Below are 25,746 nucleotides of genomic sequence, written 5' to 3' on the forward strand. Positions count from 1 at the left end.
GCCCCACCCCTACTGTTCTGGATCAGGCCGCTTTCAGCCCGGACCAGCACAATTACCACTGCGCTGACCGATACGGTAGACGAGGCAGGAGCAAGTACGCGCCCGGGCCGTTGAACTCGGCACACCCCCGCGCCGACCTCAGCGCTACGTCTCCGGTTCTGCCCTCACCGCCGCCTTGCGGCGACGCGACTCCACCGCAGCGCAGACGACCGCAGAACTCGCTTCCGGGGACTCATGTTCCCAGAACCTCAGGACAAGCCAGCCGGCTTCCGCGAGGCGCGCGTCCGTGTCCCTATCGCGCTGCACGTTCCTCCCGATCTTCTCGCGCCAGTAGTCGGGGTTCGTCTTCGGCGGTACGAAGTGCTCGGGGCAGCCGTGCCAGAAGCAGCCGTCGACGAAGACCGCGACCCGGGTCGGGCGGAAGACGAGGTCGGCCGTCCGGCGCATCCCCGGAAGCGGCTTGGCCGCGACCCGGTAGCGAAGCCCGGCCGCGTGGACGAGGGAGCGCAGCGCACGCTCTGGCGCTGTATCCCGGTTCCGGTTTCCGAGCATGCTGCGGCGGTTCGCGGCAGAGGACGCCCACGACCCCTCCGGAGGGGTCCAATCGCCAGCGGTCGGCTCTTGAGGCAGCTCGTTCATCGCCATACGAGTATATGGCTGCTGTTCCCCAGCCCTCGAGAATCCGGCCTGAAGCTGCAGCTGACGCACACGGCCACGAACCGGCCGGGGGCGGCTGGCGGGCTTGATCCACGGAAGGGTGCCGCTCCAGGTCCAGCCGGCCATCTGCAGGGCGTCGGTCGTGGTCGGTTCCTGGCGCCAGTCGGTGAAGACCATGGCGACCGCGTGCTCGGTGGAGGCCCGGTACGCCTCGGTGAGCAGTTCGGTCAGCCAAGAGCGGTACGAGCGCTGGTCGCGGTTCTCACCGGGGAAGTCGGGCGAGGTCGTGCGCCGAGTTACTGGTGACGTACTTGGCGCGCGCGGTGCGTCCGGTGCGTTCCGAGCTCGTACGGCCGCCGGAGTTGTACGGCGGGTCGGTGAGCACGGCGTTGACGCTCTCGTCCGGGAGGGACTTCAGGACGGTCAGGGCGTCGCCTCGGTGCAGCGTGTAGCTCATGGGGGAGGGCCTCTCTTCGGGGGGGAGGGTCGTGGAACCTATGCCGGACAGCGCGCAACGGCGCTCGTCTCTGGCGGGGTTGTGCCGGAGGTTAGCCGTGGATTCCGGCCGGGCCTAACGAGGCGGCGGTCGCTCGGGACCGGAACCCCCGCTCCCCAGGGACCGAGCCAGGTTCCCGGCGTGGGCGCCGACGGTGTCGCCTCCGGCATCAATCCTGCCGGCGGCAACCTCAGCAAGGAGGGCATCGACGCCGGCCCGAGCTTGTCCCTCTCGTTCGCGGAGTCGAGGTTGTCGTACTCGAAGATCAGGCGGCTGTGCTCGGTGCCGTCTGCCGGGTCGATCACGTCGAGGACGGCACGGGCGCCCTGGCGAGAGAACCGGTCCACCATGTAGCACCACAGTGCCGAGGTGTCACGGTTCCGTAGCGCTGCCAGCGCCTTGTCGAAGTCGGGACGCTTGGCGTCCGCCTTGTAGCCGGAGGCCAGGTCCACCCACACGTGACGGACGGTGTAGCCGTTGCGGTCGGCCCAGCGACGCCCGGAGGCCTCCTGCGTGTCGGTGGACTGCTCTCGGCGGTGGTCGTCCTCCCGCTAGTTCTTGCTCTTGCGCAGGTAGAGGTCTATGAGAGGCTTGACGGCCATCGGGGGGGGCTCCTTGGTGCTCGGATTGCGCCGCCCCCTTGCCGTACGCGCCCTCCACCTTACGTGCAGGGAACCTGGGCGGGTGTCGCACCTTCCGGTGACGGCCGGCCGGCGAAGCGGCCGGAGCTGCTGCCGTTCGACGGCCCCTCCATGCCCGCGTAGCGCGCCGGGGCCCCGGCCGGAAGGCCGGCGACCGTCGCGGTTCGTCGCCCCGGTGGGCGCGGCCCCGGCCCCGCCGCCGGGGCGGTCGGCGCGGGGCCAGGCGCACCGTACGGACGCCGTGTCAGAGGTCTCGCACGGGCTGGGTCCGCTCCCCCCGCACGATGTCGGCGAGGGCCCCCGCGTCGCGGGGCAGGGCGTCGCCCCGCCACGCCACGTGGCCGTCCGGACGGACCAGCACGAAGGACCGCTCGTAGAGCTTGGCGACCTCCTCCGCTCCCCCGCTCCGCACGGTCAGCGGCACCCCGCGCTCGGCGAACGCGCGCTCGACGACCGCCGGTTCGCCGTCCTCGGCGAAGCACAGCAGCACGTATCCGCGCCCGAACAGGTCCAGCGTGGAGGTGGTGGCGTCCCACCAGGCGTGCGCGGCCCGGTAACCGGGGTCGCTGCCGGGGCGCCACCGCGCGTCCGGCTTCCCCGGGCGGGCGGGCGCCGCCGGGTCCTCGACGATCGCCGGGGATCGGTAGCCCAGCCCGAAGTGGATCTCCGGGGCGTCGAACTCCCGCCACGCCCCGCTCTCCTCCAGCCGCCGCGCCACCTCCGCGCGGGCGCGCTCGCCCTCGGGGCCGTCCGCTGCGATGCCGGGCGGCAGCCGGCGGCTCATGGTCCGCCGCAGGTTGCGGTTGGCCTCCTCCAGGCTCTCCACGGCGATCGGCCGGCGCTCGGTCTCGTACGTGTCGAGCAGGTGGCGCCCCGCCCAGCCGTCCAGCGCCGCGGCGAGCTTCCAGCCCAGGTCGGCGGCGTCGCCGATCCCGGTGTTGAGCCCGAAGCCCCCGGACGGCGAGAGGGTGTGCGCGGCGTCCCCGGCGAGGAAGACCCGCCCGGCGCGGTAGCGGTCGGCCACGCGGTGGGTGAGGCGCCACTCCCCGTCGCCCAGCAGCTCCACCGGGGTGTCGAACGCCAGGGCCTCGCGGACCAGGGCGGCCGCGTCGGCGCGCCCGGCGGCCTCGTCCTCGACGCCCACGACCAGGTTGTACAGGTCGGTGCCGTTCAGCGCGCGCAGGGGGAAGCGCAGTGTGGCGGAGAGCATCAGGAAGTGGACGAGGGCGGCGCGGTCGCCGAGGCGCTCCCTCAGCTCGGGGGCGCGGAAGAGGATGTTGCGGAAGACCTGCGTGCGGTGGCGCGCCGGCGCGTCGATGCCGCAGGCCCGCCGGACGGGGGACGCGGCGCCGTCGCAGGCCACCACGTACCGGGCCCGCAGGGTGCGGGTGGTGCCGGTGGAGTGGTCGGTGAGGGCGGCCTCCACGTGGTCGTCGGCCTGCCGCACGCGCTCGACGGTCGTGCGGAGCCGCAGCGGGCCGTCGGGGTGCACGCCCACGGCGCGCGTCAGCACCGGGTTCAGCCAGTGCGCCGGGCACATCTGGTCGGGCTCGGGGGTGTGCGCGAAGGCCGGCCGGCTTCCGGCCGTGCCCCGGCGGTAGCGGTGGATCTCGTGACCGCCGACCCTGGTGACCCAGGCGATGTCCAGGGGGTGGTCGGACGGCCATCCGGCGCCGCGGACGGCGTCGGCCACCCCCCAGCGGCGCAGCAGCTCCATCGACCGGGGGCCGATCGTGCTGACCTTGGGATGCCGGACCGTCCCGTCGCCGGCCTCGGCGACCGTGCAGTCGATCCCGCGGTACGCCAGGTCGAGGGCGAGCGCCAGCCCGACCGGGCCGCCGCCCACGATCAGTACGTCGGTCCACTCGGCGGAACGTGTCATGTCTCCCTTGCCTCTCCTCTTCGGCCCGTCCCGGAGGTTCGCCCGCCGGCCGGGCGGCGGGCGGGCGCGCCGGGGGCCCGGCGCGCCCGGCGGCTCACGGCCGTTCGGCGACGACCAGCACGCAGCCGAAGTCGTCGACGCCCGCCAGGTCGGACGGGCGGAACGCGTCGTCGGTGAAGTCGAAGTTCCCCTCGTTCATGGCCGCGGGGCGGTCCTCGACGTCCGCCACCTTCGCCAGTTCGTCGGCGAGGCGCAGGGTGGTCTGCTCCGTGATGTCGAGGATGGCGCGCAGCCGCAGGCCGGAGCGGTGGAGCAGCGCGACGTAGTCGTCGATGTCGGCCGTGGTCGACATGAGGTCGCGGCAGAACTTGTCGATGCCCGGGTGGCGCGGCTCCTTGCGCGGGTGGCGCTCGAACACGTCGGTCAGGACCAGCCGCCCGCCGGGGGCGAGCACCCGCGCCACGTCGGTGAGCACGTGCTGACGGTCCGGCATGTGGCAGATCGACTCCAGGGCCATGACGGCGTCGAACGAGCCGTCGGCGAAGGGGAGTTCCATCGCGTCGCCGTGCTGGAAGACGGCCCGGTCGGCGAGGCCCGCCTCGGCCGCCAGCCGGTTGGCGGTCTTGATCTGCTCCTCGCTGATGCTGATGCCGGTGACGCGCGCGCCGGTCTGGCGCACGACCCGCAGGCCGGGGCCGCCCACCCCGCAGCCGAGGTCGAGGACGTGGGAGGAGCCGTCCGCCTTCAGCCAGTCGATGAACACGTCGGTCAGCCGGTCCATCGCCTCCTCGATGGTGGCCTTGGAGTCCGGGGTGTCCCAGTAGCCGATGTGGACGTTGGGGTTGAAGGTGCCGTCGTTCATGGCGCTCAGCGTGAGCCTGTCGTACAGCTCGCCGACGGCTCCCGGAACGGGCTGGGTCTGGGTCTGGGTCTGGGTCTGGGCGGGGGGCTGGGGCTGGGTCTGGGTGGCGTCGGTCATGGCGGGGCCTTTCGGTCTCGGGTGCGGGACGAGGGGTGGGTGGTACGAGGGGTGGGTGGTACGAGTGGGGGCGGCGGGCCGGCGGGCGGCCGTCGCTGCGCGGCGCCGGGTCGGGCCGCGCCCGGAGGCGGTCGCGTCCGGGGGCGGTCGCGTCCGGGTCCCGTCGGTGCGGGGCCGGATCGGCGGGCGGTCAGGATCGGGGCGGCGGCGGTCAGGGGCGGCGGGCGGTCATCAGGACGTAGCCGGCGTCCGGGTGGCGGCCGAACGCCTCCATGAGGTCGGCCGCCTCGCCCATCCGCTCCGCCGCCGCGGCGTCCAACGAGGCGGCGAGCCCCCGGAAGGCGGCGGCGGCGTGCCCGTAGCTGGGGCGGACCCGCTCACCGATGTCCGTCATGTCCGTCAGCCGCCAGCCCGCCTCCGCCAGTCGTGCGCGGTGCTCTTCGGGGGTGTTGACGCCGGCGATCTCGTACACGCCGAGCATCCCGTCGAGCAGGGCCGCGTCGGCGCCGGTGAACGGGCGGCGCCGGCACAGGTCCGCGACGACGAGGAGGCCGCCGGGGCGGACCACGCGGCGCAGCTCCGCCAGGGCGGCGGTCTGGTCGGGGATGTGCAGCAGCGACTCGATCGCGAAGGCCCCGTCGAAGGAGCCGTCCTCGAAGGGGAGGTCCACGGCGTCCGCGTACCGGAAGGAGACCCGGCCGGCGCCGTGGGCCGCCGCCTCCTTCTCCGCGGTGGCGAGCTGCCGGCGGCTGACGGTGATGCCGGTGACCTCGACGTCGTGCCGCCCTGCGATGCGCACGGCGGGCAGGCCGTTGCCGCACCCCACGTCGAGCAGCCGCAGACCGGGGCGGAGTGCGAGCCGCTGGGCGACGAGGTCGGTGAGGCGGTCGGTGGCCTCGGCGATCGGGACGCCGGGGTCGCCGTCCCAGTAGCCCACGTGGATGTTGCCGCCCAGCGCGTCCGTGGCGCCGGCGTCGGCGAACACGTCGTAGGTCTGCTCGACGGAGTCGGGGGTCGTGGCGGGCTGCTGTGTCATCGGTGCCTTCCCTTCGTACGGGTGGTCGCGCGGGGCGCGCGGGGCCGGGGTGCCGCCGGGGTCACGGGCGCCCGGACAGGTCGAGGACGAGGCGCAGCGGCCCGTGGAAGACCATGTCGTCGGCGTAGTCGACCCGCTGGCCGCCGAGGCCCAGGCCGGGCAGCCCGTCCAGCAGCGTCCGCAGCCCGATCTCGGCCTCGGCGCGGGCCAGGGCCGCCCCGAGGCAGTAGTGGATGCCGAGCCCGAACCCCAGGTGCCGGTCGGCGGGCCGGCCCACGTCCAGGACGTCGGGGTCCGGGAAGCGCGCGGGGTCCCGGTTCGCCGAGCCCAGCAGGGCGACGACCCGGCTGCCGCGCGGTACGTCGAGGCCGCCGAGGCGGGTGTCCTCGTACGCCCACCGGGTCACCGCCTGCACCGGCCCGTCGTAGCGCAGCAGTTCCTCGACGGCCCCGGGCGCCGGGCCGGGGGCGCCGCGCAGCGCGTCGAGCACCTCCGGGTGGGCCCGCAGTGCCAGCACCGCCTTGGAGAGGAAGTTGGTGGTCGTCTCGTGTCCGGCGGAGAGCAGGTGGACGCAGGTGCCCACGATGCCGTCCTCGGTCAGCGGCGCGCCGCCGTCGCGGGCCCGGACGAGGAGGGTGAGCAGGTCGCCGCCGTCGCCGCCGCGCCGCCCGCGCACCTCCTGCCGGAAGTAGCGGGTGAACTCGGCGGCGGCCGCCTCGGCCCGCGCGTAGCGGCCCGCCCCGCCGCGCGTGCGGGTGCTGCCGGCCTCCTGGAGGGCCATCGCGTTGGCGCGCAGCCAGCCCTGGTGCTCCCGCGGGACGCCCAGCAGCTCGGAGATGACGAGGAGGGGGAGCGGGGCGGCGAAGCCTTCGACGAGGTCGGCCTCCCGGCGTCCCGCGAGCCGCTGGAGGAGGTCCCCGGCGAGCCGCTCGACGCGGGGCCGCAGCCGGTCGACGACCGCCGGGGAGAACTCCGCGCCGAGCAGGGAGCGCAGCTCGGTGTGGCGGGGCGGGTCCATGAACACGAGCCAGTTCTCCACGACGGCCCGCAGGGCGCGGTGCTCGGCCGGTACGGGGACGGGCGCCGCCGCGGGGTCGCCGGACGCGACGCGGGCGTCCCTGCCGAAGCCCCGGCCGGTCAGGACCCGGGCGGCCTCCTCGTAGGAGAAGGCGTAGAAGGTGGCGGGCGCGCCCGCGGGCGACTCGCCGCGGTGCACGGGCGCGGCCTCGCGGTAGCGCCGGTACACCGGGTAGGGGTCGGCGATGTCCTCGGCGTCCCAGCCCGTGAGCGCGAACCGCGGCAGCGTCGCGGATGGCATGCGGTCTCCTCCTGTCGGCGGTGTGGCGTGGCCGGGCCCCTGGGGTGGGACGGCCGGGTGCCCCTCCGGCGGGGCGCCGGCGGGGGCGGGGCGCCGCGGGGCCCGTCGGCACGGTGGCCGGTCGGCCCGAGCGGTACGAGCGGTACGAGCGGCGAGGGCCCGAGCGGTGCGGCGGTGCGGCGGTGCGGCGGTGCGGCGGGCCGAGTGGTACGACGGCTCGGCGGCGCGGCGGGCTCAGTGGCGCGGCGGCCGGAAGTGGTCGGCCCAGAAGGCGCTCATCTCCCCCACCCGCGCGGGCACCAGCGGGTGCTTGGCGCAGGCCGCCGCGAGGTGGTCGAGGCGCAGGGCGATGCCCCGCCTCGCCACGTCGGGGCGGGCCACCGGAGCGGGCTGCTCCGCCAGTTCGAAGGAGGGTCCGGCGGTCGTGCCCCGGCGCCCCGAGGGAAGGGTGACCAGCAGTTCCGCCAGGGGGCGCATCAGGCCCGTCATCATGTCGATCGCCGCGTTCATGAGGTCGGACCGCCGCAGGCTCGCGTCGGGCCGCTCGCCGAAGTGCTGGGCCATCAGCTGCAGTGCCATGAAGTACGACTGGTTGAACAGCTCCATGACCGAGCGGGCGTCCGGGTCGGTGACCGTCTCCATGACCGGGTTGCCGTGCCCGAGGGTGGGGTTGCGCACCACCGGGTACGCCGGGTTCCACCGCTCGCCGCCCGGACGGCTCCGTACGGCCGGGTCGCCGTGCAGCAGGTCGGAGATCCGCAGGAAGGAGGCGTAGTGGGAGTGCTCGCGGACGCCCTCGCGCGAGCCCGCGCGGACACCGGCGCCGGCGTCCGGGCGCGGGGCGAGCACCCCTCCCTCGCCCTGCTCCGCGATGACGTCGATCGCGAACAGCGCGCTGGGCAGGTCGTCCACCTCCAGCTGGTAGTCGGGGTGGTGCCGGTTGACCGACTCCCGCAGGAACAGGTGGTGTTCCCCGCCTCCCCTGCCCCTGTCCACCAGGAACAGGTCCGGCACGCGCTGCAGGCCCTCGCGGATGTCCGCGTACAGCTCGCTGAGCGAGGCGTAGGGGTGCCGGTCGTCGCGGACGGCGACGGGTGCCGGCGTGCCCTCCCGGCGCACCTCGCCCACCAGGTCCTCGGGCCGTTCGATCTGGATGAACCGGTCGACGCTGCCGGGCCCCAGCCGCTCCAGGCAGAAGTCGAGCGGCACCGGCAGTTCCCGGTTGACCGTGCCGAAGTCGACGCGGGGCACGTGGAAGGGCTCGCCCAGGGCGGTGATGATGTTGTTGACGAGGAGGAAGTGGATCATCTCCTCGCGCGCGATGCCCAGCAGCATGCTGCGGACGCCCTCGTCGAGGGTCTCGCCGCCGTCGCCGCAGGCGAGCCTGAGCTGCGCGGGCGTCCACAGGCCCCGGCGCACGTAGGCGAGGCCGGCGCCGTGGGTGGGGACGGAGTAGGCGGCGTACAGGTACTGGAGCATGACGGCCAGCTCGATGGCCGCGGCGTCGCGCAGCAGGGACAGGAGGCCGCCGCGGGTGGTGGTCTCCCGGCGGCGCGGAACGGCCGCCGGCTGCGTCAGCAGGACGCCGTCCGGCTTCTGCCGGGCCCGCAGGAAGGCCAGCAGGAGCCGGGCCTTGGGCTCCGACAGGTCGCGCGTCGGCGGCATGTAGTACGTCTTCGCCTTGTTGCGCGGGTCGCACATCTGCCAGATGAGCTTCGCGTACGTCTCCACCTTGCACCGGTCGGCGAGGCTGAAGACCTCGGCCTTCATGAAGGAGTACAGGTGCTCGTAGTAGGCGAAGACCTCCCGGTACACCAGGTCGAAGGTCACCTCGTCGCCGTCGATGCCGGCCAGCCGCCAGTCGTCGGGCAGGACCCGCAGCGACAGGTGGCCGGCGCCGGACCAGTAGCCGAGGGCGTCGCCGTCGTCGTGGCAGCGGGCGGCCGAGCCGGGCAGGCCGGGGTCGGACGGCAGGTCGGCGGGGTCCGGGGAGAGCAGGACGCGGGCGGTGCCGGGGGCGGCGCCGCGCAGGGTGAGCCAGCCGCGGCCCGCCTCGTCCGTGTCCAGCACGCAGCCGTCCGCCCACGGCCCGGAGGTGTCGCGGCGGCCCGGGCGCATCCGCACGACGCGCACGTCGGAGCACCGCGCCCGCGGGTCGCGCGCCACCGGGTCGAGCGGCAGGGCCCGCGGGTTGAAGAACTGGCGTACGGCGATCCCCCGCACGGGCGCAGGACGGCCCCGCACCCAGGAGCGCACGGCCACCTCGACGTCGTGGTCGGCGTCGTCCGGGTCCCTCGGGTGTTCCAGGATGAGGCTCGCGTCGTCGACCTGGACGTCGACCTCCCTCTCGCGCAGGTGCACCACGGGACCGCCGGGGCCGCCGCCCGCCAGGAGGAGCGGCTCGGCGGCGGCGTCGGCCGCGGGCAGCTCGCTGGGGACGGTGACGACGCCGCCGGTCAGGGCGTACTCCTCGCCGAGGTACGCCTGCCGGGGGACGCGGGCCACCAGCCGGCCGCTGCCGGTGCGCAGTTCGAGGTCGCCGAGGTCCTCGGGCGCCGGGGGGCGGGTGCGGGTCCAGTCCGGGGTGCCGTCGGCCGGGGTTCCGTCGGCCGGGGTGGGGTCCGGGGTGCCGGGGTTCGGGCCGGCGTCGGCCGGGGTGCCGGGGTCCGGGTGGTTCCGGGTGGGCAGCGCGGTGACGGTGTTGAGGGTGACGTGGGTGTCGGTCACCTCGACCGAGAGGTTGTGCAGGCGGCCGGGGGCCGCCCGGCCGGGCGTGCGGCGTTCGGGGACGAGCAGCCGTCCCGCCGGGTGGGTGCGCGGCTCGTGCGGGCGCCACAGGGCGATCGTGCCGCGCAGCAGCCACCGGCTCGGCCGGTCGGGCACCTGCGGCGCGGACCGGTGGCTGAGCGCGAACTGGACCACCAGGCCCCCGGCGCCCTCGGCCTGCGCCTCGTCCCGCAGGCGCCGCGCGACCGGTGAGACGTCCGCCTCGTCGAGCCAGGTCAGCCCGCCGTCCGCGGGCACCACGAACTGGTGGACGACGGAGCGGGGCAGCCGGCCGGCCGGCCCACGCTCGCCGGTGCCGTCGGTGCGACCGGCCCGGCCCTCGTGGCCGAAGTCGTGCCACCTGGGGGGCTGGAAGCCGGTGACGGCGCCGGTGGCCATGTACCCGGTGTCGTGGGAGCGCCCGTCGCGGCCGAAGGCGAACTGACCGACCATGAGCGTGGTGGTCCAGGCGGAGGCCGGGTCGACGTCGAAGACCCGGGCCCGGTTGACGGTGGTGCCGAGGTACTCGTTGTAGTGCCCCCACAGGTCGACGGCGCGCCCGACCGACGGGTCGGCGACGACGACGCCGCCGCCCGCCCGGGTCTCGGCGCCGGTGATCCGCGCGTCGACGGAGAAGTGCCCGCTGCCGGAGAAGTGCCCGCCCTTGGCCGCGCTGAAGGGGCCGTCGGGCGAGGGCCTGCCCTCGTGGTCGTGGCGCGGTCCCAGGCGCTCCAGGTGGTCGTGGTACTCGCCGGGCGGGCGGTGCGGCGGGAAGGGCCGGCCGTCGCCGGTGAGCGCCGTGTTCGTGGCCAGGTCGACGAGACCGCCGCGCGGGCCGGTGGGCAGGTGGGTCGTCGCCGTGCCGCGGAAGTGCAGCCGGGGCAGGTCGAAGACGCTCATGCGGACCGGTCCGAGCGGCTCGGCCGGGCGGTGGCGAACACGCGGCTGGCGCGCGGCTCGTACCACTCGATCTCGTGGGCGGCGTCGATGGCGGACTCGATCGCGCCCTCGATCCACGCGGGTTTGGACGAGCAGTGCTCGCCCGCGAAGAACAGCCCCTTCTGCGGGCGGGCGGCCTCCCGCCGCTCCGCCTCGCGCAGCGCGGCCTCCTGTCCCCAGCGGACCGTGGCCGCCCCCCACGACCAGGGGCGCTCGCCCCAGGCGAGCCCCGCCACGTCCCGGACCATGCCGGGCCTGCGCAGTTCGGGGTGCATCTCGCTCAGCTCCGCGAGGACGAGCGCGTTGCGATCCGCCTCGCCCAGCCGGCCCAGCGCGTCGGCGTCCGGCCCGATGGTGTAGCTCGCCAGGAGCACCGCCCCGAGGGCCGGATCGCCCTCGGCGGGCGGGTAGTAGGTCTGCCGCACGTGCCCGCCGGTGAAGGAGGCTCCCCCGCTGATCCCGTCCTTCTCCCAGAAGGGCTCGCGGCACAGTAAGGCGATCTTCGTCGCCGCCCAGTACTTCGTCTGGTGGACGATGTCCAGCTTCTCCTGGTCGAAGCCGGTCAGCCGCATCCTGCGCAGCACGGTGAAGGGGATGGTGCACACCACGTAGTCGCAGGACCTGGTGTACGTCCTGGCGCCCTGCCGGATGCTCAGGAGCACCGCGTCGTCCCGCACGTCGATGCCCACCACCTCCCGGCCGGTCGCGATCGTGCCGCGGATGCGGGAGGCGAGCCGCCGGGGCAGCGCGTCCATGCCGCCGCGCAGCCGCACGATGGAGGAGCTGGTCTCGTCCAGCACGTCGTCGAGGAAGCGTTCCAGGCGGGGCGGGCAGAAGGAGCGGACCTGGGGGTGGTCGGCGAAGAAGCGGTGCAGGTCCATCCGGTTCCCCGAGGCCCCGCACCGGTAGGGTGCCAGGTCGATGTGGTCGACGAGGTTCAGCAGTTCCACGCCGATCTCGTCGTGGAGCCCGTCGTAGAACCGGCGCGGCGCGATGGCCCTGATGCTCGCGTCCAGCCACGCGCCGAACAGCAGGGTGTTGTCGCGGTAGCCCCGGTCCGGCAGCGCGGCGGCGAACTCGCGCACGAGGGCGCCGTGCGCGTCGCGCACCCGCAGGTACCCGTCGGCGCTGGGCAGGTAGGCGGCGTCGTCGGAGAACAGGGTGCGGAACTCGCGCACCTGGTTCTGCAGGCCGAGTTCGGCGATGTAGTGCATGGTGAGACGGTGCCCGGCGGGTATCCGCATCGCGCCGAGCTCGGCGAACGGGCCGGTCGGGCCGGCGCCGGGGAAGCGGTGGGTGTGGATGCGGCCGCCGATCTCCCCGCTCGCCTCGACGACCTCGACGTGGTGTCCGAGGCGTTCCAGCTCGTAGGCGGCCACCAGGCCGGCGATGCCGGCACCGATGACGGTGACCTTCTTCGGGCCGTCGCCGGCGCCGTCCGACACGTCGGTCTCCTGCCAGGGTGCCGTCATGGGTCTCCTCCAGTACGCGATGTCCGAGGCCGGGAGCATGCCGTCGAGGGACGCCGGCGCCTTTCCCGCTTCCGGGGAAGGCCATGCCGGGGACTGCTCTTGCGGCCATGGTTGCGCGGTGGCGGCGCGCCCGTATCCCCCGGCGGGGGCCCGTACGGGCGGTTCCGCGGGGGCCGGGACGCACCCGGCGGGGCGGGGCGGCGCCGCCACCCTGCGCGTGTGCGCGGTATTCGACGGGGTCCCGTTTCCCCGGCCCTTGCCGGTGTGATGCTGACGTGCGTGGCCGGCCGGGCCCGTGGGGCGCCCGGTGCCACCGGTGAGCACGGTGCGACCGGACCGACGACGGAGGCGACGTTGACACGTGTACTGATCGCGACCACCCCGGCACCCGGACACGTCGTCGGCGTGCTGGAGGTGGCACGCGAACTGACCCGCCGCGGCCACGAGGTGCGGTGGTACACGGGTCGCGCGTTCCAGGAGCGGGTCGAGCAGACCGGGGCGCGCTTCGAGCCGATGCGCGAGGAGCTCGACTTCGGCGGCAGGAGCCGCGAGGAGGCGTACCCCCACCACGCGGGACTGACCGGGATCGCCGGCTTCAAGGCCGGTGTCCGCGACATCTTCTACCGCACGGCACCGGGGCAGATGGAGGACCTGCTGGCGGTGCTGGAGCGGTTCCCCGCCGACTGCGTCCTGGCCGACGACATGTGCTACGGCGCCTGCTTCGCCGCCGAACGCACCGGCATCCCGCTGGCCTGGCTGGCCAACTCGGTCTACATCCTGGGCAGCCGGGACACCGGCCCGCTCGGACGGGGGCTGCTGCCGGCCACGTCGGCGCTCGGGCGGCTGCGCAACGCGCTGCTCCGCTTCGCCGGGGACCACGTGGTGATGCGGGACCTGCGCCGGGAGGCCGACCGGACGCGGGCGCGGGTGAACCTGGCGCGGCTGCGGACGGGCGCCATGGAGAACATCGCCCGCCCGCCGGCGCTGTACCTGATGGGCACCGTGCCCTCGTTCGAGTTCCCGCGCGGCGACCTGCACCCGGGCACCCACTTCGTGGGCGGGCTCCTCGGGCTCCCCCCGGAGCGGTTCGACGAGCCCTCCTGGTGGGGGGAGCTCACCGGGGGCCGGCCCGTGGTGCTCGTCACCCAGGGCACCACCGCCAACGACGTCGACGGGCTGCTGGCCCCCGCCGTCCGGGCCCTGGCCGACCGGGACGTCCTGGTGGTGGTCACCACCGGCAGCGCCCTGGACGTCGACCGCCTCCACCCGCTTCCGGACAACGTCCGGCTGGAGCGGTACGTGCCCTACCACCATCTGCTGCCGCACGTCGACGTGATGGTGACGAACGGCGGCTACAACGGCGTCAACGCGGCCCTCGCCCAGGGCGTGCCGCTGGTCGTCGCGCCGGGCTCGGAGGAGAAGCCCGACGTGGCCGCGCGGGTCGGGTGGTGCGGGGCCGGTGTCGTCCTCCCGCGGCGGGCCCTGACGGAGGCCGGCCTGCGCGACGCGGTGAGCACCGTACTGAACGACGAGCGCTACCGGCGGCGGGCCCAGGAGCTGGCCGAGGAGCACAGGAGCCGCGACGCCCCCCGACGGGCGGCCGAACTCATCGAGTCCCTGGCCGAACACCGAGGCCAGATTCCCACCGGAGGTGTCACGCGGTGAACGTCACGACGAAGAGCGGCTGGAAAGAGGCCCCCGAGACCACCATGCCCGTGGACCCGGGCCCCTTCGACTGCATGCCGCAGCTGCTGGCCGCCGCGCGGGTGGCGCCGGTCGTCCGCATCCCCTACCTCGAGCACCACGCGTACGTGGTGTGCGACCCGGAGCTGGTGCGCGCCGCTCTGACGCACCCCGCGCTGCTCAAGGACATCACCCTGGTCCCCGAGTGGATGCGCAAGCCGGGCCTGATGGTGGGGTCGCAGCCGCCCCCGGAGTACGCCCGCGCCATGATCATGAGTGACGGGGAGAACCACGCGCGGATCCGGCGCATCCACGCCCCCGTCCTGAGCCCCCGCAACACGGAGCGGTGGGGCGAGCGGGTCAGCGCCAAGGTGGAGGGGTTCCTGGACGAGCTGGAGCGGTCCCGCTCCGCGGAGTCCGGCGAGGTCAACATCGTGACGGACTACACCCACCGCATTCCGCTGGCGTTCATCTCCGAGATGCTCGGCCTGCCCCCGGAGGCCGAACGGCAGCTGCGCGGCATCACGGACGTCATGCTCTACTCGTCCGACTACCCGGCGCGCAAGGAGGCGGTCGGCGCGCTCTTCGGCGCGGTCGAGGGCTGGGTGCGCGACCCGGCGCCGCTGCGCGACGGGGTGATCACGGGGCTGCTGGCCTCTTCCGAGGGGCCGGACGCGGCGGTCACCGAGGGCGAGGTCGTCGTCTGGACCCTGGGCATGATCATCACCGGTTACGAGACGACCGGGAGCCTGATCTCCGCCTCGCTGTACGAGGCGCTGCGCCGTCCGCCGGAGGAGCGGCCCCGCACCGAGGAGGAGATCAAGGAGTGGGTCGAGGAGACCCTGCGGGTGCACCCGCCGTTCCCCCACCCGACGTGGCGCTTCCCCACCGAGGACGTCGAGCTGGGCGGCTACCTGATCCCCAAGGGCGCCCCGGTGCAGGTCAGCATCACAGCGGCGAACCGGCGGCCGGGCGAGGGGGCCGACAGCTTCGACGCGGAGCGGAAGGGGCAGGGCCACCTCTCCTTCGGCCTCGGGATGCACTACTGCATCGGCGCGCCGCTGGTCCGGCTGGAGGCGCAGATCGCGCTGGGCGAGTTCCTGCGCCGGTTCCCGGAGGCGCGTCTCTCGGCCGGCACGGCCGTGGAGTGGGAGTCCGAGTGGATGATCCGGCGGCTGAGCGTGCTGCCGGCGGTACTGGCCTGAGCCGCCCGCCGACGACGGCGGGGGGCGGGCGCGGCGGTGGCGGGGCCCGGCGGCTCCCGGGCACCGGTCGTGCGGAGGCGCGGCCCCGACCGGTCCCTCCCGCGCGGCCCCCGTCCGGCGGCGGGCGGGCGGCCGCGCCCGTGGGCCCCGCCCGCCGCCGGTGACCGGGCGTCTCCGCACTCGCGGGGATTCGGCCCGCCCGTGTGCGCCCCGGCCGAGACGTTCGGCCGGGGCCGCCCGCGGGGGCGGGCACGGGCACGGACCCCGCCCGTGCTCGCCCCCGCGGGAGGGCGCCCCGTCACCGTCCGGTCCTCCGGTCGCCCGCCACCGCCCGGTCGCCCGTCGCCGTCCGGTCGCCCGCCACCGCCCTGTCGCCCATCGCCGCCCTGTCGCACGCCACCGCCCTGTCGTCCGTCGCCGTCCGGTCGCGCGGCCCGCCGTCTCACCGCGACGGCGGGAACGCGCGCGACCGGGTTCCTCCTCGGCGACTGTCCACCGGGCGGCCCGCGCGGCCGGCGCCTACGCCTTGAGCCGTATCAGCGCCGTGCGGGACTGGATGCCCAGCTTGCGGTAGATCTGCCGCAGGTGGAACCCGACCGTGTGCGGGGAGATGAACAGGTGGCGTGCGGCCTGCTGGTTGGTGAGGCCGCCGGCCACCAGGTCCGCCACCTTGCGCTCCGTCTTGGTCAGGCTCTCCCACCCGGAGTGCGGACGTTTGGCCTGCGTCCAGTGGCGGCGCCGCACACCGAGCTCGCGCAGCCGGGCCCGCACCCGCGCGGCGTCCCGCTCGCCCCCGAGCGCCCCGTACGCGTTCATCGCCCGGTCCAGCTCCCCGATCGCGGCCTCGCGGTCGCCCCGCTCGCCCCGGTCGCCGCGACCGAGCAGGAGCATGGCGTGGTCCTCAGCCGCGGCCGCCCGGGCCCAGGGGTTCCGGTGCGTCCGGCCCGCATCGGCCAGGGCCTCGGCGTCGCCCTCGGCGAGGGCGCGGGCGTGCGCGGCGGCGGCGAGCACCGCGGGGACGTCCGGGTTGCGCGCGCACAGCAGCTCCGCCGTCTCGACCACCGCGCGGACGATCTCCGGCCTGCCCGCCGCGAGCCCGCAGCGCACGGACCACGCGGCGGCCGCCGGGTCCTCCAGCAGGAGTTCGCGCAGCGCGCCGTCGTGCGCTCCCGTCTCCGCCAGTACGTCCGCCGCCGCCCCGCTCCCCGCCTGGGCCTCGGTCAGCTGCGCGTGGAGCAGGAGGCGCGCCGCCCACCAGGGGCGGGAGGCGTGCTGCGGGAAGTCCTTCTCCAGGGTTCTGAGGTGATCCTCCGCCTGGGCGAGCCTTCCCTGACGGAGCGCCACCAGGGCCAGCACCAGCCATGCCTGCGGGGCGAGCATCGGCAGGTGCGGGCCGTCCGCGCCCACCCCGGCCAGCGCGGCGGCCTCCGCCTCGTCGAGGCGCCCCCGCGCGATGTGCAGCGGCGCCCGCAGCACGTCGGGGATGGTGGTGGTCAGGGTCCTCGTCTCGCAGGCCGCCGCCCGGGCGGACCGCTCGATGACCGCCTCCGCCTCCTCGTGGTCGTCGGTCCTGGTCAGGGCGAAGGCGAGGAACCACCGCGGGTCGATGAGCCGGGGCCCGCCGGTCCCGTCCTCCAGGGCGACGGCCTCCCGCAGCGTCCGCACCGCGTCGCCCACCCGGCCGTCGCGCCACTGGCCGAACGCGTGGAAGGTCAGGGCGCCGACCCGTACGGCACGGGGGTGGTGGTCGGGCGCGCCGAGTATCCCCCGTACCCGTTCGGCCGCGGTGCCGTCGCCGGTCAGGCAGGAGGCGGCCAGGTCGGTGATGACGGCCTCGCGGAGCTGGAGTCCTTCGGCCTGCGCCGCGAGCGCGTCCCGGGCGGCGCGGCGCGCCGTCTCGGTGTCCCCCAGGAACAGCAGCGCCGCCGACATCGACGCCCGCAGCGCCGCGACGTCCCCGGCGAGCGCGGGGGGCAGCGCCTTCGCGCGTGCGGTGGTCTCGTCGATCGCGTCCACGGCGAGGGTGATCGCCCGGTCCAGGTCGCCCGCCCTCGTGAACGCCTCGACGGCCGTCTTCGCCAGGCGGAGGCGGTCGCTGTGTCCGGGGGCCAGGAGTTCCATGCAGCGGGTCGCCAGGGCCGCCGCGGTGGACGGCTCGCTGGCCAGGAGCCGCCGGGCGCCCTCGGCGATGGTGCGCAGGGCCTGTGTGTCGCCGGGCCGGGCGATGTGCACCAGCTGGAGTGCCGCGCGGGCGACGCCGTCGGGGCGGGACAGCAGCATCTCGGCCGCCTGCCGGCGCAGGAGCGCGCGGACCGGCGGCGGTACGGAGTCGAGCAGTACGCGCCAGATCGGTTCGCTGCGGAACGCCAGGTCGCGCTCGCCGCAGACGAGGAGCCCCCGGTCGACCGCCTCGTCGACCGCCGCCAGCAGGCTGACGGGTGCCTCGCCGAGCATGGCCGAGAGGTCTTCGGGCGCGAACGGCGACCCGAGCACCGCCGCGAGTCGCAGCGCTCTCATGGTGGGTTCGGAGAGCGCCCGCAAGTCCCGCTGGACCAGCGTGGAGAAGCGTTTCGGCACCGGCGTGGGCAGACACCCGCCGGCCCCCGGAGCCGCGCCGGACGGATGGGGCTGTAACCGTGAGGTGCCGTCGACGACGGATAAGTCGCCGTCCTCCACGAGCCCCCGCACCAGCTCGATCACCGCTCGCGGCGTGCGGTTGACGCTCTCCGCCAGGGCGAGGAGCGCCGGGTCGGGGTCGGCTCCGGTCCAGTCGGCGACCAGCTGCCCCAGGGCGTCGCCCCGGAGCGGGCCCAGCTCCGGCACCGGTTCCACGGGCACCCGGCCCCGGAGCTTGGCGAGGCAGGCCGCGACCGACTCGTAGGGCGAGGTGTCCCGGTCCGGGGCGAAGGCGAGCAGCCACAGGACGGGGCGCCCCGCGAGGGTCGTGATCAGTTCGCACAGCGCCGTGAGGGCCGGGAGGTCGGCCAGGTGCAGGTCGTCGAGTGCGACGGTGGTGCGCACGTGCTCGGGGGTGTCGCGCAGCCGCGCCCGTACCGCGTCCACCGCGGAGGCGGGGCAGGGGACGGGAGGGCAGCCGCCGGCGGCCGGGGCGAGCGGGTGGGGGCGGGGGCCGTCGGCGGTGGCGCCGGACCGGCGGGAGCGGGCACGCGTCCGGGTGCCGGCGGGCGGCGGGACCGCCGTGCCGGGGACGCGGGCGGAGTGGGGGGCAGGGGCGGGGGCGGGGGCAGGGACGGGGACGGGAGCGCCAGGAAGCCCGCCGACGACCTCGAAGCCGTTCTCCGCGGCCATGACGCCGGCCTCCCCGAGGAGGCGGGTCTTGCCCGCGCCCGGTGGTGCCTCCACCAGCAGCACCCTGCTCCGGCGGGTGCTCGCCACACTGTGGAGGCTCGCGCTGATCTGTGCCAGTTGCCGATCCCGGCCGCGTACTCGCGGCGACGGTCGTGTGTTGGGACCCATGACGCTCCAGGTAGGCGACGACGGCGGGACGGAGACGTCCGCACCGCCCCGGCGGCCCGCACGGGCTGCACCGCACAGGCCCCGGGCGGTGCGGAGGACCGGCCGGCCGCACGGCTCCCGGTCGCGGCGAACCGTACGGACGGCCTTTCCCGGAACATCTCCGTCCTCTATTCCGTGAGAACGCTCTCAAAGGAGTGGGGGTTCGGTGGCGCAAAAGTCAGATGGATCACATTGCTCGCCGATGTCCCCGAGTGTCCGCCTGGGCCCGCTCGCGCCGATTGACCACCCGTCATCCGCGGGGGGCGCGGCCCCTGTAGGGGTCCCACGCGCGGTCCGGCCCCCGGGCGAGCCCGCGAAACGCGGCTCCCGGCCGGGGTTCGGCCCGGCCGAGGGCCCAGGCGGGGAGGGACGGGCACTGACGGGAAGGGGCTCCCTGGGTCCCCTGGCACAGACACCCCTCCGGCTCTTCTCCACGGGAGGCGGGCCCGGCCCGGACGGCGGGCCCGGCCCGGACGGGCGGCTGTCGACGGTCGAGGGCCTCGACTCGGAGGCGGACCGGTAGCGGGCTGTCGGGTCCAGGGGTGAACCGAGACAGGCCGAAGGGGGGCTCCCGGACGAGCGGCATCCGGACGGCGGGCGGGCCGAGGGCCGCGTCGGCGGAGGAGCGGACCTGTGCGGAGGCGCGCCACGGGCGGACGGGGCGGACGAGGGCAGGCCGCAGGGCGGCACCCGACCGGGCGCGCCGCAGAACGGCTCCCGGCGGGCGGCCCCCGCGACCGGAAGCGGGGGCCGACACGAGCGGCCGTCCCACTCGCGGACGCGGGGCTCCGCCGCCCGGCGCACACCCGGAGCCCCACACGTACGGGAGGCCGGCCCACGGGCGCCCAGCCCGTGAACCGTGACCGCGCTCCCGCCGCACCGCGTCGTGCGGACGTGCACCGTACGGACGCTGGCCGCAAGGACGCGCATCGTGCGGGCATTCAGCGTGCGGGACGCTCGCCATTCAGGCGCTCGCCGTGCGGGCGCTCGCCGTGCCACTCGCCGTACGGGCACTCGCCGTACGGGCACTCGCCGTACGTACGTGCACCGTGCGGACGTGCACCGTGCGGACGCTCGCTGTTCGGACGCTCGCCGTTCGGGCGCTCGCCGTTCGGGCGTAGCCGCCCCGCTCCACCGACCTCCAGCCCGCCGCCCGCCCGCCACCAGGCCCTCGTCCGGAGCCCGCCGGGGCCGCGGCACCCGGCGCACTCCGCGTCCTCGGCCCACCGGCGCCGCCCGCCGGGGCGCCGGTGGGCCGAGCCATCGGACGGCGGCCGGGAGCGCCCGCCCGATCCGGTCCCAGGCGGGCCGGGCGGGGCGGGGCAGGACCATCCGCCCCGCGCACGAGGGGGCGCCGCGAGACGAGCCGTGCGGCACCTTCCGCGGCCGACCGCCGCCTGCGCCCAGGGGGCGGGGAGCCGGCGCCTCCACGTCCGCCCCGGGCGAGGGCCCCGGGCCGGGTGTCCGGCGACCGCGGCGCCGCCCGAGCGGGCCCCCGCTGTGCCGGCGACGCGCCGGTGGACGGCACCGGCGCCTCTGACCTGGGCCTCGTGGAGCGTGCGCAGGCTCATGGGCCGCCGGAGACGGCGGGTAAACTCCGTCCACGTGACTGCCAAGCCCCGCATCCCCAATGTCCTCGCCGGCCGCTACGCCTCCGCCGAGCTCGCCGTCCTGTGGTCCCCCGAGCAGAAGGTGAAGCTGGAGCGCCGCCTGTGGCTCGCCGTGCTGCGCGCCCAGAAGGACCTCGGGATCGACGTCCCGGACGCCGCCCTCGCCGACTACGAGCGCGTCCTGGACCAGGTCGACCTCGCGTCGATCGCCGAGCGCGAGAAGGTCACCCGCCACGACGTGAAGGCCCGGATCGAGGAGTTCAACGCCCTCGCCGGGCACGAGCAGGTCCACAAGGGCATGACCTCGCGCGACCTGACGGAGAACGTCGAGCAGCTCCAGATCCGGCTCTCCCTGGAGCTGATGCGGGACCGCGCCGTCGCCGTGCTGGCACGGCTCGGCAGGCTGTCCGCCGAGTACGGCGAGCTGGTCGTGGCCGGCCGCTCGCACAACGTGGCGGCGCAGGCCACGACGCTCGGCAAGCGCTTCGCGACCGCCGCGGACGAGCTGCTCGTCGCGTACGCGCGCCTGGAGGAGCTGCTGGGCCGCTACCCGCTGCGCGGCATCAAGGGCCCGGTCGGCACGGCGCAGGACATGCTGGACCTGCTGGGCGGTGACGCGTCGAAGCTCGCCGACCTGGAGCAGCGGATCGCCGCGCACCTCGGCTTCGCGCACGCGTTCACCTCCGTCGGCCAGGTGTACCCGCGCTCCCTCGACTACGAGGTCGTGACGGCGCTGGTGCAGCTCGCGGGCGCTCCGTCGTCGCTGGCGAAGACGATCCGGCTGATGGCGGGCCACGAGCTGGTCACCGAGGGCTTCAAGCCGGGCCAGGTCGGCTCGTCCGCCATGCCGCACAAGATGAACACCCGCTCCTGCGAGCGCGTCAACGGCCTGATGGTCGTGCTGCGCGGCTACGCGTCGATGGCGGGCGAGCTGGCGGGCGACCAGTGGAACGAGGGCGACGTGTCCTGCTCCGTGGTCCGCCGGGTGGCGCTGCCGGACGCGTTCTTCGCGCTCGACGGGCTGCTGGAGACGTTCCTGACCGTGCTGGACGAGTTCGGCGCGTTCCCCGCGGTCGTGGCGCGGGAGCTGGACCGCTACCTGCCGTTCCTGGCGACGACCAAGGTGCTGATGGCGTCCGTGCGGGCCGGTGTCGGCCGCGAGGTGGCCCACGAGGCCATCAAGGAGAACGCCGTCGCGTCCGCGCTGGCCATGCGCGAGCAGGGCGCGGAGCGCAACGAGCTGCTGGAGAAGCTGGCGGCGGACGAGCGGATCCCGCTGGACCGCGCCGAGCTGGACGCGCTGATGGCCGACAAGCTGTCCTTCACCGGCGCCGCCGCCGACCAGGTGGGCGTCGTCGTCGCGCGCGTCGAGGAGATCGTCAAGCGGCACCCGGAGGCCGCCGCCTACACCCCCGGCGCCATCCTCTGACGTGGCCCCGCCGCGCCTCACCCCCGAGGAACTCCAGGCCGCTCGCGACCGCACCGTCCCCGACGTGGTCGCGAGCGGCCTGTCCGTGTTGTTCTGCGGCATCAACCCGGGCCTGATGTCGGCCGCGACGGGCCACCACTTCGCCCGGCCGGGCAACCGCTTCTGGCCCGTGCTGCATCTGTCCGGCTTCACCCCCCGCCGGCTCGCCCCGTCGGAGCAGCACGAACTGCTGGCGTACGGGCTGGGCGTCACGAACGTCGTGGCGCGGGCCACGGCGCGGGCGGACGAGCTCAGCGACGAGGAGTACCGGGAGGGCGGCCGGCTGCTCACCGCGAAGGTGCGGCTGCTGCGCCCGCGCTGGCTCGCCGTCGTCGGCATCACCGCGTACCGCGCGGCCTTCGGCGACCGGAAGGCCGCGACGGGGCCGCAGGAGCGGACGCTCGGCGGCAGCCGCGTCTGGGTGCTGCCCAACCCGAGCGGCCTGAACGCCCACTGGACCGCGACGACGATGGCGGAGGAGTACGCCCGCCTGCGCCGGGCCGCTACGGAGGATCCGTCTCCGTGACGACGGCGAGCAGCTGGAACGGCAGCTCCCGGTCCCACTGCGAGACCCCGAGCGCCATCCAGCGGCCCTCCGCCCGCCACAGGTGCACGTCCGGGACGTGGGCGCTCAGCGTCCCCCACGGCTCGGGCAGCTCCTCGCCGCCCGCCCCGCGCTCGAAGACCGACCAGAGGCTGAAGACGTGCGGCTCGCCCCACCGCTCGGCGAGGAGGACGCCCAGCGCGTCCCGCTCCGCCTCGTACTGGTCCGCGACCTCCTCCCAGCGTTCGGGGTCCTCCCAGAAGTCCTCGCTCGTGGCGAGCTCCGCTATGTGGTACCCCGGTCCGGCCTCGCCCACGTCGGAGCGGCCGCGCTGCCGGGGGAAGGGCCGGGCGCGCAGCAGGTCGATGGTCGCCAGATGGTGACGGGCCGTGGTCATGGTCCCAGTAAAGCCTCCCCCACCGACAATTGGCGCCGCGTCACCTCGGCCTGTGGACAACCCGGCCGCCGCCGTCCGCCACGGACGGCGGGCCGCTCCGCGTGCCGGCCGGTCGCATCGGCCACCGGTCCGGGTGGCCGGGACCAGGCGGCCGGGACCGGCTGGCCGGTGGCCGCTCGGGATGCCGGGGCGGTGGGCGGGCCCTGGCCGGACGGCCGGCGGGCCGGGGGGCCGTGCGGCGGGCGGGCTTCGCGTCGCGGGCCGTGCGGCGGCGGCCCCGGCCGGACCGCCCTCGCCGCCGCGCCCCCGCATTGAGTACGATCCGGCAAACACGCGGCTCGAGCTGGGAGGACACACAGTGGGGCGGCTTACCGGCGGGGACCCGTCGCTGCTGCGGCGGATCAACTCCGCTGTGGTACTCCATGCGCTGCGGGGCGGCGAGGCCCGCACGCTGACCGACCTCACACGCCTCACCGGCCTCTCCCGCCCCACCGTCGAGGGCGTCACGGAGGGACTGATCGAGGCGGGTCTCGTGGTCGAGGCGGGTCCCGAGGAGCGCGAGGTGCGGCGCCAGGGGCGCCCGGCGCGGCGCTACCGGTTCCGGGCGGAGGCCGGGCACCTGCTGGGCATCGAGATCGGCCCGCACCGGGTCGCGGCGCTCCTGTCGGGTCTCGACGGGCGCATCATCGGCGCGGGCACACGGGACGTGTCGGTGAGCGCGTCGGCGGACGAGCGGCTGGAGCGGGTGCGCGCGGCCGTCGCGGACGTGCTGCGCCGTACCGGTGTGGCGCGGGGCGCGCTGCGGGCCGTCGGCGTGGGCACTCCGGGGATCGTCGAGGCGGACGGGACGGTGCGGCTGTGCACCGCGCTGCCGGGGTGGACCGGACTGGCGCTGGGCGAGCGGCTGCGGCGGTCGTTCCGCTGCCCGGTGCTGGTGGAGAACGACGCGAACGCGGCGGCCGTCGCCGAGCACTGGAAGGGCGCGGCCATCGGCACGGACGACGTCGTCTTCGTCCTGGCGGGGCTGAGCCCGGGCGCCGGTTCGCTGATCGGCGGCCGGCTGCACCGGGGGTTCGGCGGGGCGGCCGGGGAGATCGGCGCCCTGCACCTGCTGGGCCGCGGGGAGACCCCGGAGACGCTGCTGTCGACGACGGACGAGCCGCTGGACCCGCTGGACGAGCAGGCCGTGGCGGAGGTGTTCGCGCGGGCGCGGCACGGTGACGACCGGGCGATGGCGGCCGTGGACCGGTTCACGCAGCGGCTGGTGCACGACGTGGGGGCGCTGGTACTGGCGCTGGACCCGGAGCTCGTCGTCGTCGGCGGGTGGGCGGCCGGGCTGGACGGCGTGCTGCCGCCGCTGCGGGAGGAGTTGGCACGGTTCTGCCTGCGGCCGCCGCGCGTGGAGCTGTCCCTGCTCGGGGAGGCGGCCGTGGCCACGGGCGCGCTGCGGCTGGCCCTGGACCATGTCGAGGAGCAGTTGTTCGCCGTGGAGGGAACGGTCACCGCGCGCCGGTGACGGGCGCCGCCCGAGGGGTCAGGAGGCGATGCCGAGGTCGCCGACGTCGCCGAAGGTGAGGCGGCAGGTGTCGGCGCGGTAGGTGGCGACGGAGACGGCCGCCGTCCGCCCGCCGGACAGGTAGCGGGTGGTGACGACGAGCACCGGGGAGCCGGGCAGGCGGTCCAGCTCCCGTGCGTCGTCCGCGCGGGCCGAGCCGAGCTCGACGGCGCGGTCCTGGCCCTCCAGGGGCAGGCGCTGCAGCTCGTGAAGGACCGCGTGCGCGAGGGCCGGGCCCGCCGGGGAGTCGGCCGGGACGAGACCGGGGACGGAGGCGGCGGGGACGTACAGCTGCTCCGCGGCGACGGCCTGGCCGTGCGTGGCGCGCAGCCTGCGCACCGCGAAGACGGAGCCGACGGCGTCCGCGCCGGGTTCGGTGTCGGCCTCCAGGAGGCGCAGGACGGCGGCGGGGGGCGGTGTGGTCGCGCAGTCGAGCGGCTGCCAGCTGGCGTCGCCCGCGCCGGGCCAGCGGTGCTGGGCGGTGGAGACGTCCACACCGACGCGCGGCGGGGCGACGGTGGTCCCGACGCCGCGGCGGCGCTGGAGGCGGCCCTCCAGCTCCAGCTGTTCGAGGGCCTGGCGGAGGGTGGCACGGGCGACGCCGAAGCGCGCGGCGAGCTCCCGCTCGTTGGGCAGGATCTCCCCGACCTGGAACTCGGAGTCGAGCGCCTCGCTGATCACGGTCTTGAGGTGCCAGTACTTCGGCTCCGGTACCGATTCGAGCTGCGTGGTCCCCACCCTGATCCTCCGCGGTCGCCGTGTCCCGGACGAGTTTCCGTGCCCTTGTTTATTAAAGGTCCCTGCACTAACCCTGCGACCTTAGGGCGGGCCACCCACTTGGTCAAGACCAATGCTCGCCGGAGTGGGAGACGCGGCGTGGGTGCCCGTCCGAGCGACGGCTGAACTCTCGGCTACCGAACAGTAATTGTCGCTCACGTGGGCGGCAGCGGCGCCGCGCGGGACGCGGGGAGCGCAGGATGGCCGGAGAGGTCCCGTCCGCGGGGTGCCCCCTCCGCAGGCGCGCGAAGGGCGCGCCGCCGTCCGCGCGGGAGCGGCGGCCGCGGGCGGACAGACCGTGACGGGCGGACGCGGGGCGCGTGCCGTCGCCGGCGGGGGAAGGGCCGGTGTGCTGCGGCCCGGCGACGGCCGGCGGGGCCCTCGGCGCGGCCCCGCCGGGGCGCGGGGCGGGACCGGACGGCGGGGCCGGTCCGGGCGGCCTGCCGGTGCCGCCGTCGCCTGGGGCGTGCTGCCGGCCGCTCCCGGGGCGCAGGGCGTGGATGGCCGGAACGCGTCGGCGACCGGCGCCTGCGCCCTGCCGGACAGGCCGGAAAGGGCAGGGCACGAGCGGGGTTGGGTCGCCAGGCCGGGCCGGAAGCGGGTCGGCCGCGGCGGACGCGTCGGGTCCGGCGGCACACGGCCGGGCGGGCCGCGCGGGGGGGGCCGAGCGGGGTGGGCCAGGTATACAGCTCCGGCCCACCGGGGCCGCCGGGTGCTGGAGCGGCGCGGATGGGGGCGCGGATGGGGCGCCGCGGGCTGGAGCGGCGCGGATGGGGCGGCGCGGATGGGCCGCCAGGCCGGGGGC

The 25,746-nt window shown here is 75.7% G+C and carries 15 protein-coding genes and 2 pseudogenes; 5 read left to right on the plus strand and 12 right to left on the minus strand.

Annotated features, from left to right (window positions below; all coding sequences use genetic code 11):
• Positions 1-144: 144 nt before the first annotated feature.
• The 9 genes and pseudogenes from CP974_RS02850 to CP974_RS02895 all read right to left on the minus strand — a co-directional run bounded on the left by CP974_RS02850 (position 145) and on the right by CP974_RS02895 (position 12,186).
• Positions 145-645: a very short patch repair endonuclease gene (locus CP974_RS02850; protein ID WP_031128236.1), complete on the minus strand. Its 501-nt coding sequence runs from the start codon at positions 643-645 to the stop codon at positions 145-147.
• Between the two features lie 78 nt (positions 646-723).
• Positions 724-1,114, minus strand: a pseudogene (locus tag CP974_RS02855) (DNA methyltransferase); the annotation flags it as partial.
• 38 nt (positions 1,115-1,152) lie between these two features.
• Positions 1,153-1,623 (minus strand): annotated as a pseudogene (locus CP974_RS30920) (recombinase family protein); the annotation flags it as partial.
• Positions 1,624-2,038: 415 nt separating this feature from the next.
• Positions 2,039-3,676: an FAD-dependent monooxygenase gene (locus tag CP974_RS02870; protein WP_031128194.1), complete on the minus strand. Its 1,638-nt coding sequence runs from the start codon at positions 3,674-3,676 to the stop codon at positions 2,039-2,041.
• Between the two features lie 94 nt (positions 3,677-3,770).
• Positions 3,771-4,655, minus strand: a complete 885-nt coding sequence (locus tag CP974_RS02875; protein ID WP_051838847.1) for an SAM-dependent methyltransferase — start codon at positions 4,653-4,655, stop codon at positions 3,771-3,773.
• 211 nt (positions 4,656-4,866) lie between these two features.
• Positions 4,867-5,691, minus strand: a complete 825-nt coding sequence (locus tag CP974_RS02880; RefSeq protein ID WP_031128192.1) for an SAM-dependent methyltransferase — start codon at positions 5,689-5,691, stop codon at positions 4,867-4,869.
• A gap of 61 nt (positions 5,692-5,752) precedes the next feature.
• Complete coding sequence (locus CP974_RS02885) at positions 5,753-7,009, minus strand: cytochrome P450 (protein WP_031128190.1); 1,257 nt, start codon at positions 7,007-7,009, stop codon at positions 5,753-5,755.
• Positions 7,010-7,243: 234 nt separating this feature from the next.
• Positions 7,244-10,675 carry a ferritin-like domain-containing protein gene (locus CP974_RS02890; RefSeq protein ID WP_031128189.1) on the minus strand — a complete coding sequence of 1,144 codons (3,432 nt, stop codon included), beginning with the start codon at positions 10,673-10,675 and terminating at the stop codon, positions 7,244-7,246.
• On the minus strand, positions 10,672-12,186 hold the full coding sequence (locus CP974_RS02895) for a flavin monoamine oxidase family protein (protein ID WP_031128187.1): 1,515 nt from the start codon (positions 12,184-12,186) through the stop codon (positions 10,672-10,674). Before CP974_RS02895 ends, CP974_RS02890 begins: the two co-directional genes overlap by 4 nt.
• Positions 12,187-12,540: 354 nt before the next feature.
• Between CP974_RS02895 and CP974_RS02900 the strand changes: the two genes are divergently transcribed.
• Complete coding sequence (locus CP974_RS02900; protein WP_031128186.1) at positions 12,541-13,851, plus strand: glycosyltransferase; 1,311 nt, start codon at positions 12,541-12,543, stop codon at positions 13,849-13,851.
• A complete protein-coding gene (locus CP974_RS02905; RefSeq protein WP_223844340.1) occupies positions 13,848-15,074 on the plus strand; it encodes a cytochrome P450 in 1,227 nt (408 codons plus the stop codon). Before CP974_RS02900 ends, CP974_RS02905 begins: the two co-directional genes overlap by 4 nt.
• A 519-nt stretch (positions 15,075-15,593) precedes the next feature.
• Here the strand turns inward: CP974_RS02905 and CP974_RS02910 are convergent.
• Complete coding sequence (locus CP974_RS02910) at positions 15,594-18,470, minus strand: LuxR C-terminal-related transcriptional regulator (RefSeq protein ID WP_223844341.1); 2,877 nt, start codon at positions 18,468-18,470, stop codon at positions 15,594-15,596.
• A gap of 1,689 nt (positions 18,471-20,159) precedes the next feature.
• Here CP974_RS02910 and purB point away from each other — a divergent pair.
• Together purB and mug are read left to right on the plus strand one after the other, a co-directional pair.
• Positions 20,160-21,629 (plus strand): adenylosuccinate lyase, encoded by a 1,470-nt coding sequence (purB, locus tag CP974_RS02915; protein ID WP_051839574.1) that lies wholly within the window; start codon positions 20,160-20,162, stop codon positions 21,627-21,629.
• A gap of 1 nt (position 21,630) precedes the next feature.
• On the plus strand, positions 21,631-22,194 hold the full coding sequence (gene mug / locus CP974_RS02920) for a G/U mismatch-specific DNA glycosylase (RefSeq protein WP_031132804.1): 564 nt from the start codon (positions 21,631-21,633) through the stop codon (positions 22,192-22,194).
• Here the strand turns inward: mug and CP974_RS02925 are convergent.
• Positions 22,172-22,609, minus strand: coding sequence for a hypothetical protein (locus CP974_RS02925; protein WP_031132807.1), 438 nt, complete (start codon positions 22,607-22,609; stop codon positions 22,172-22,174). The genes mug and CP974_RS02925 overlap by 23 nt on opposite strands.
• Positions 22,610-22,967: 358 nt before the next feature.
• Here CP974_RS02925 and CP974_RS02930 point away from each other — a divergent pair, with 358 nt between their 5' ends.
• The gene (locus CP974_RS02930; protein WP_031132809.1) at positions 22,968-24,125 is read left to right on the plus strand and encodes an ROK family transcriptional regulator; all 1,158 of its coding nucleotides are present in this window, start codon (positions 22,968-22,970) and stop codon (positions 24,123-24,125) included.
• An 18-nt stretch (positions 24,126-24,143) separates the two neighbouring features.
• Here CP974_RS02930 and CP974_RS02935 read toward each other — a convergent pair whose 3' ends face one another.
• Complete coding sequence (locus CP974_RS02935) at positions 24,144-24,902, minus strand: GntR family transcriptional regulator (protein WP_031132811.1); 759 nt, start codon at positions 24,900-24,902, stop codon at positions 24,144-24,146.
• Positions 24,903-25,746 lie beyond the last annotated feature (844 nt).

The sequence above is a fragment of the Streptomyces fradiae ATCC 10745 = DSM 40063 genome, from assembly GCF_008704425.1.
GTDB lineage: Bacteria > Actinomycetota > Actinomycetes > Streptomycetales > Streptomycetaceae > Streptomyces > Streptomyces fradiae.

What these genes read in the sequence shown, in the direction of transcription:
- purB (WP_051839574.1), top strand. Translation starts at nt 20,160, where the DNA reads ATGGGCCGCCGGAGACGGCGGGTAAACTCCGTCCACGTGACTGCCAAG.
- CP974_RS02875 (WP_051838847.1), bottom strand. Translation starts at nt 4,655, where the DNA reads ATGACCGACGCCACCCAGACCCAGCCCCAGCCCCCCGCCCAGACCCAG.
- CP974_RS02870 (WP_031128194.1), bottom strand. Translation starts at nt 3,676, where the DNA reads ATGACACGTTCCGCCGAGTGGACCGACGTACTGATCGTGGGCGGCGGC.
- CP974_RS02895 (WP_031128187.1), bottom strand. Translation starts at nt 12,186, where the DNA reads ATGACGGCACCCTGGCAGGAGACCGACGTGTCGGACGGCGCCGGCGAC.
- CP974_RS02925 (WP_031132807.1), bottom strand. Translation starts at nt 22,609, where the DNA reads ATGACCACGGCCCGTCACCATCTGGCGACCATCGACCTGCTGCGCGCC.
- CP974_RS02880 (WP_031128192.1), bottom strand. Translation starts at nt 5,691, where the DNA reads ATGACACAGCAGCCCGCCACGACCCCCGACTCCGTCGAGCAGACCTAC.
- CP974_RS02890 (WP_031128189.1), bottom strand. Translation starts at nt 10,675, where the DNA reads ATGAGCGTCTTCGACCTGCCCCGGCTGCACTTCCGCGGCACGGCGACG.
- CP974_RS02850 (WP_031128236.1), bottom strand. Translation starts at nt 645, where the DNA reads ATGGCGATGAACGAGCTGCCTCAAGAGCCGACCGCTGGCGATTGGACC.
- CP974_RS02885 (WP_031128190.1), bottom strand. Translation starts at nt 7,009, where the DNA reads ATGCCATCCGCGACGCTGCCGCGGTTCGCGCTCACGGGCTGGGACGCC.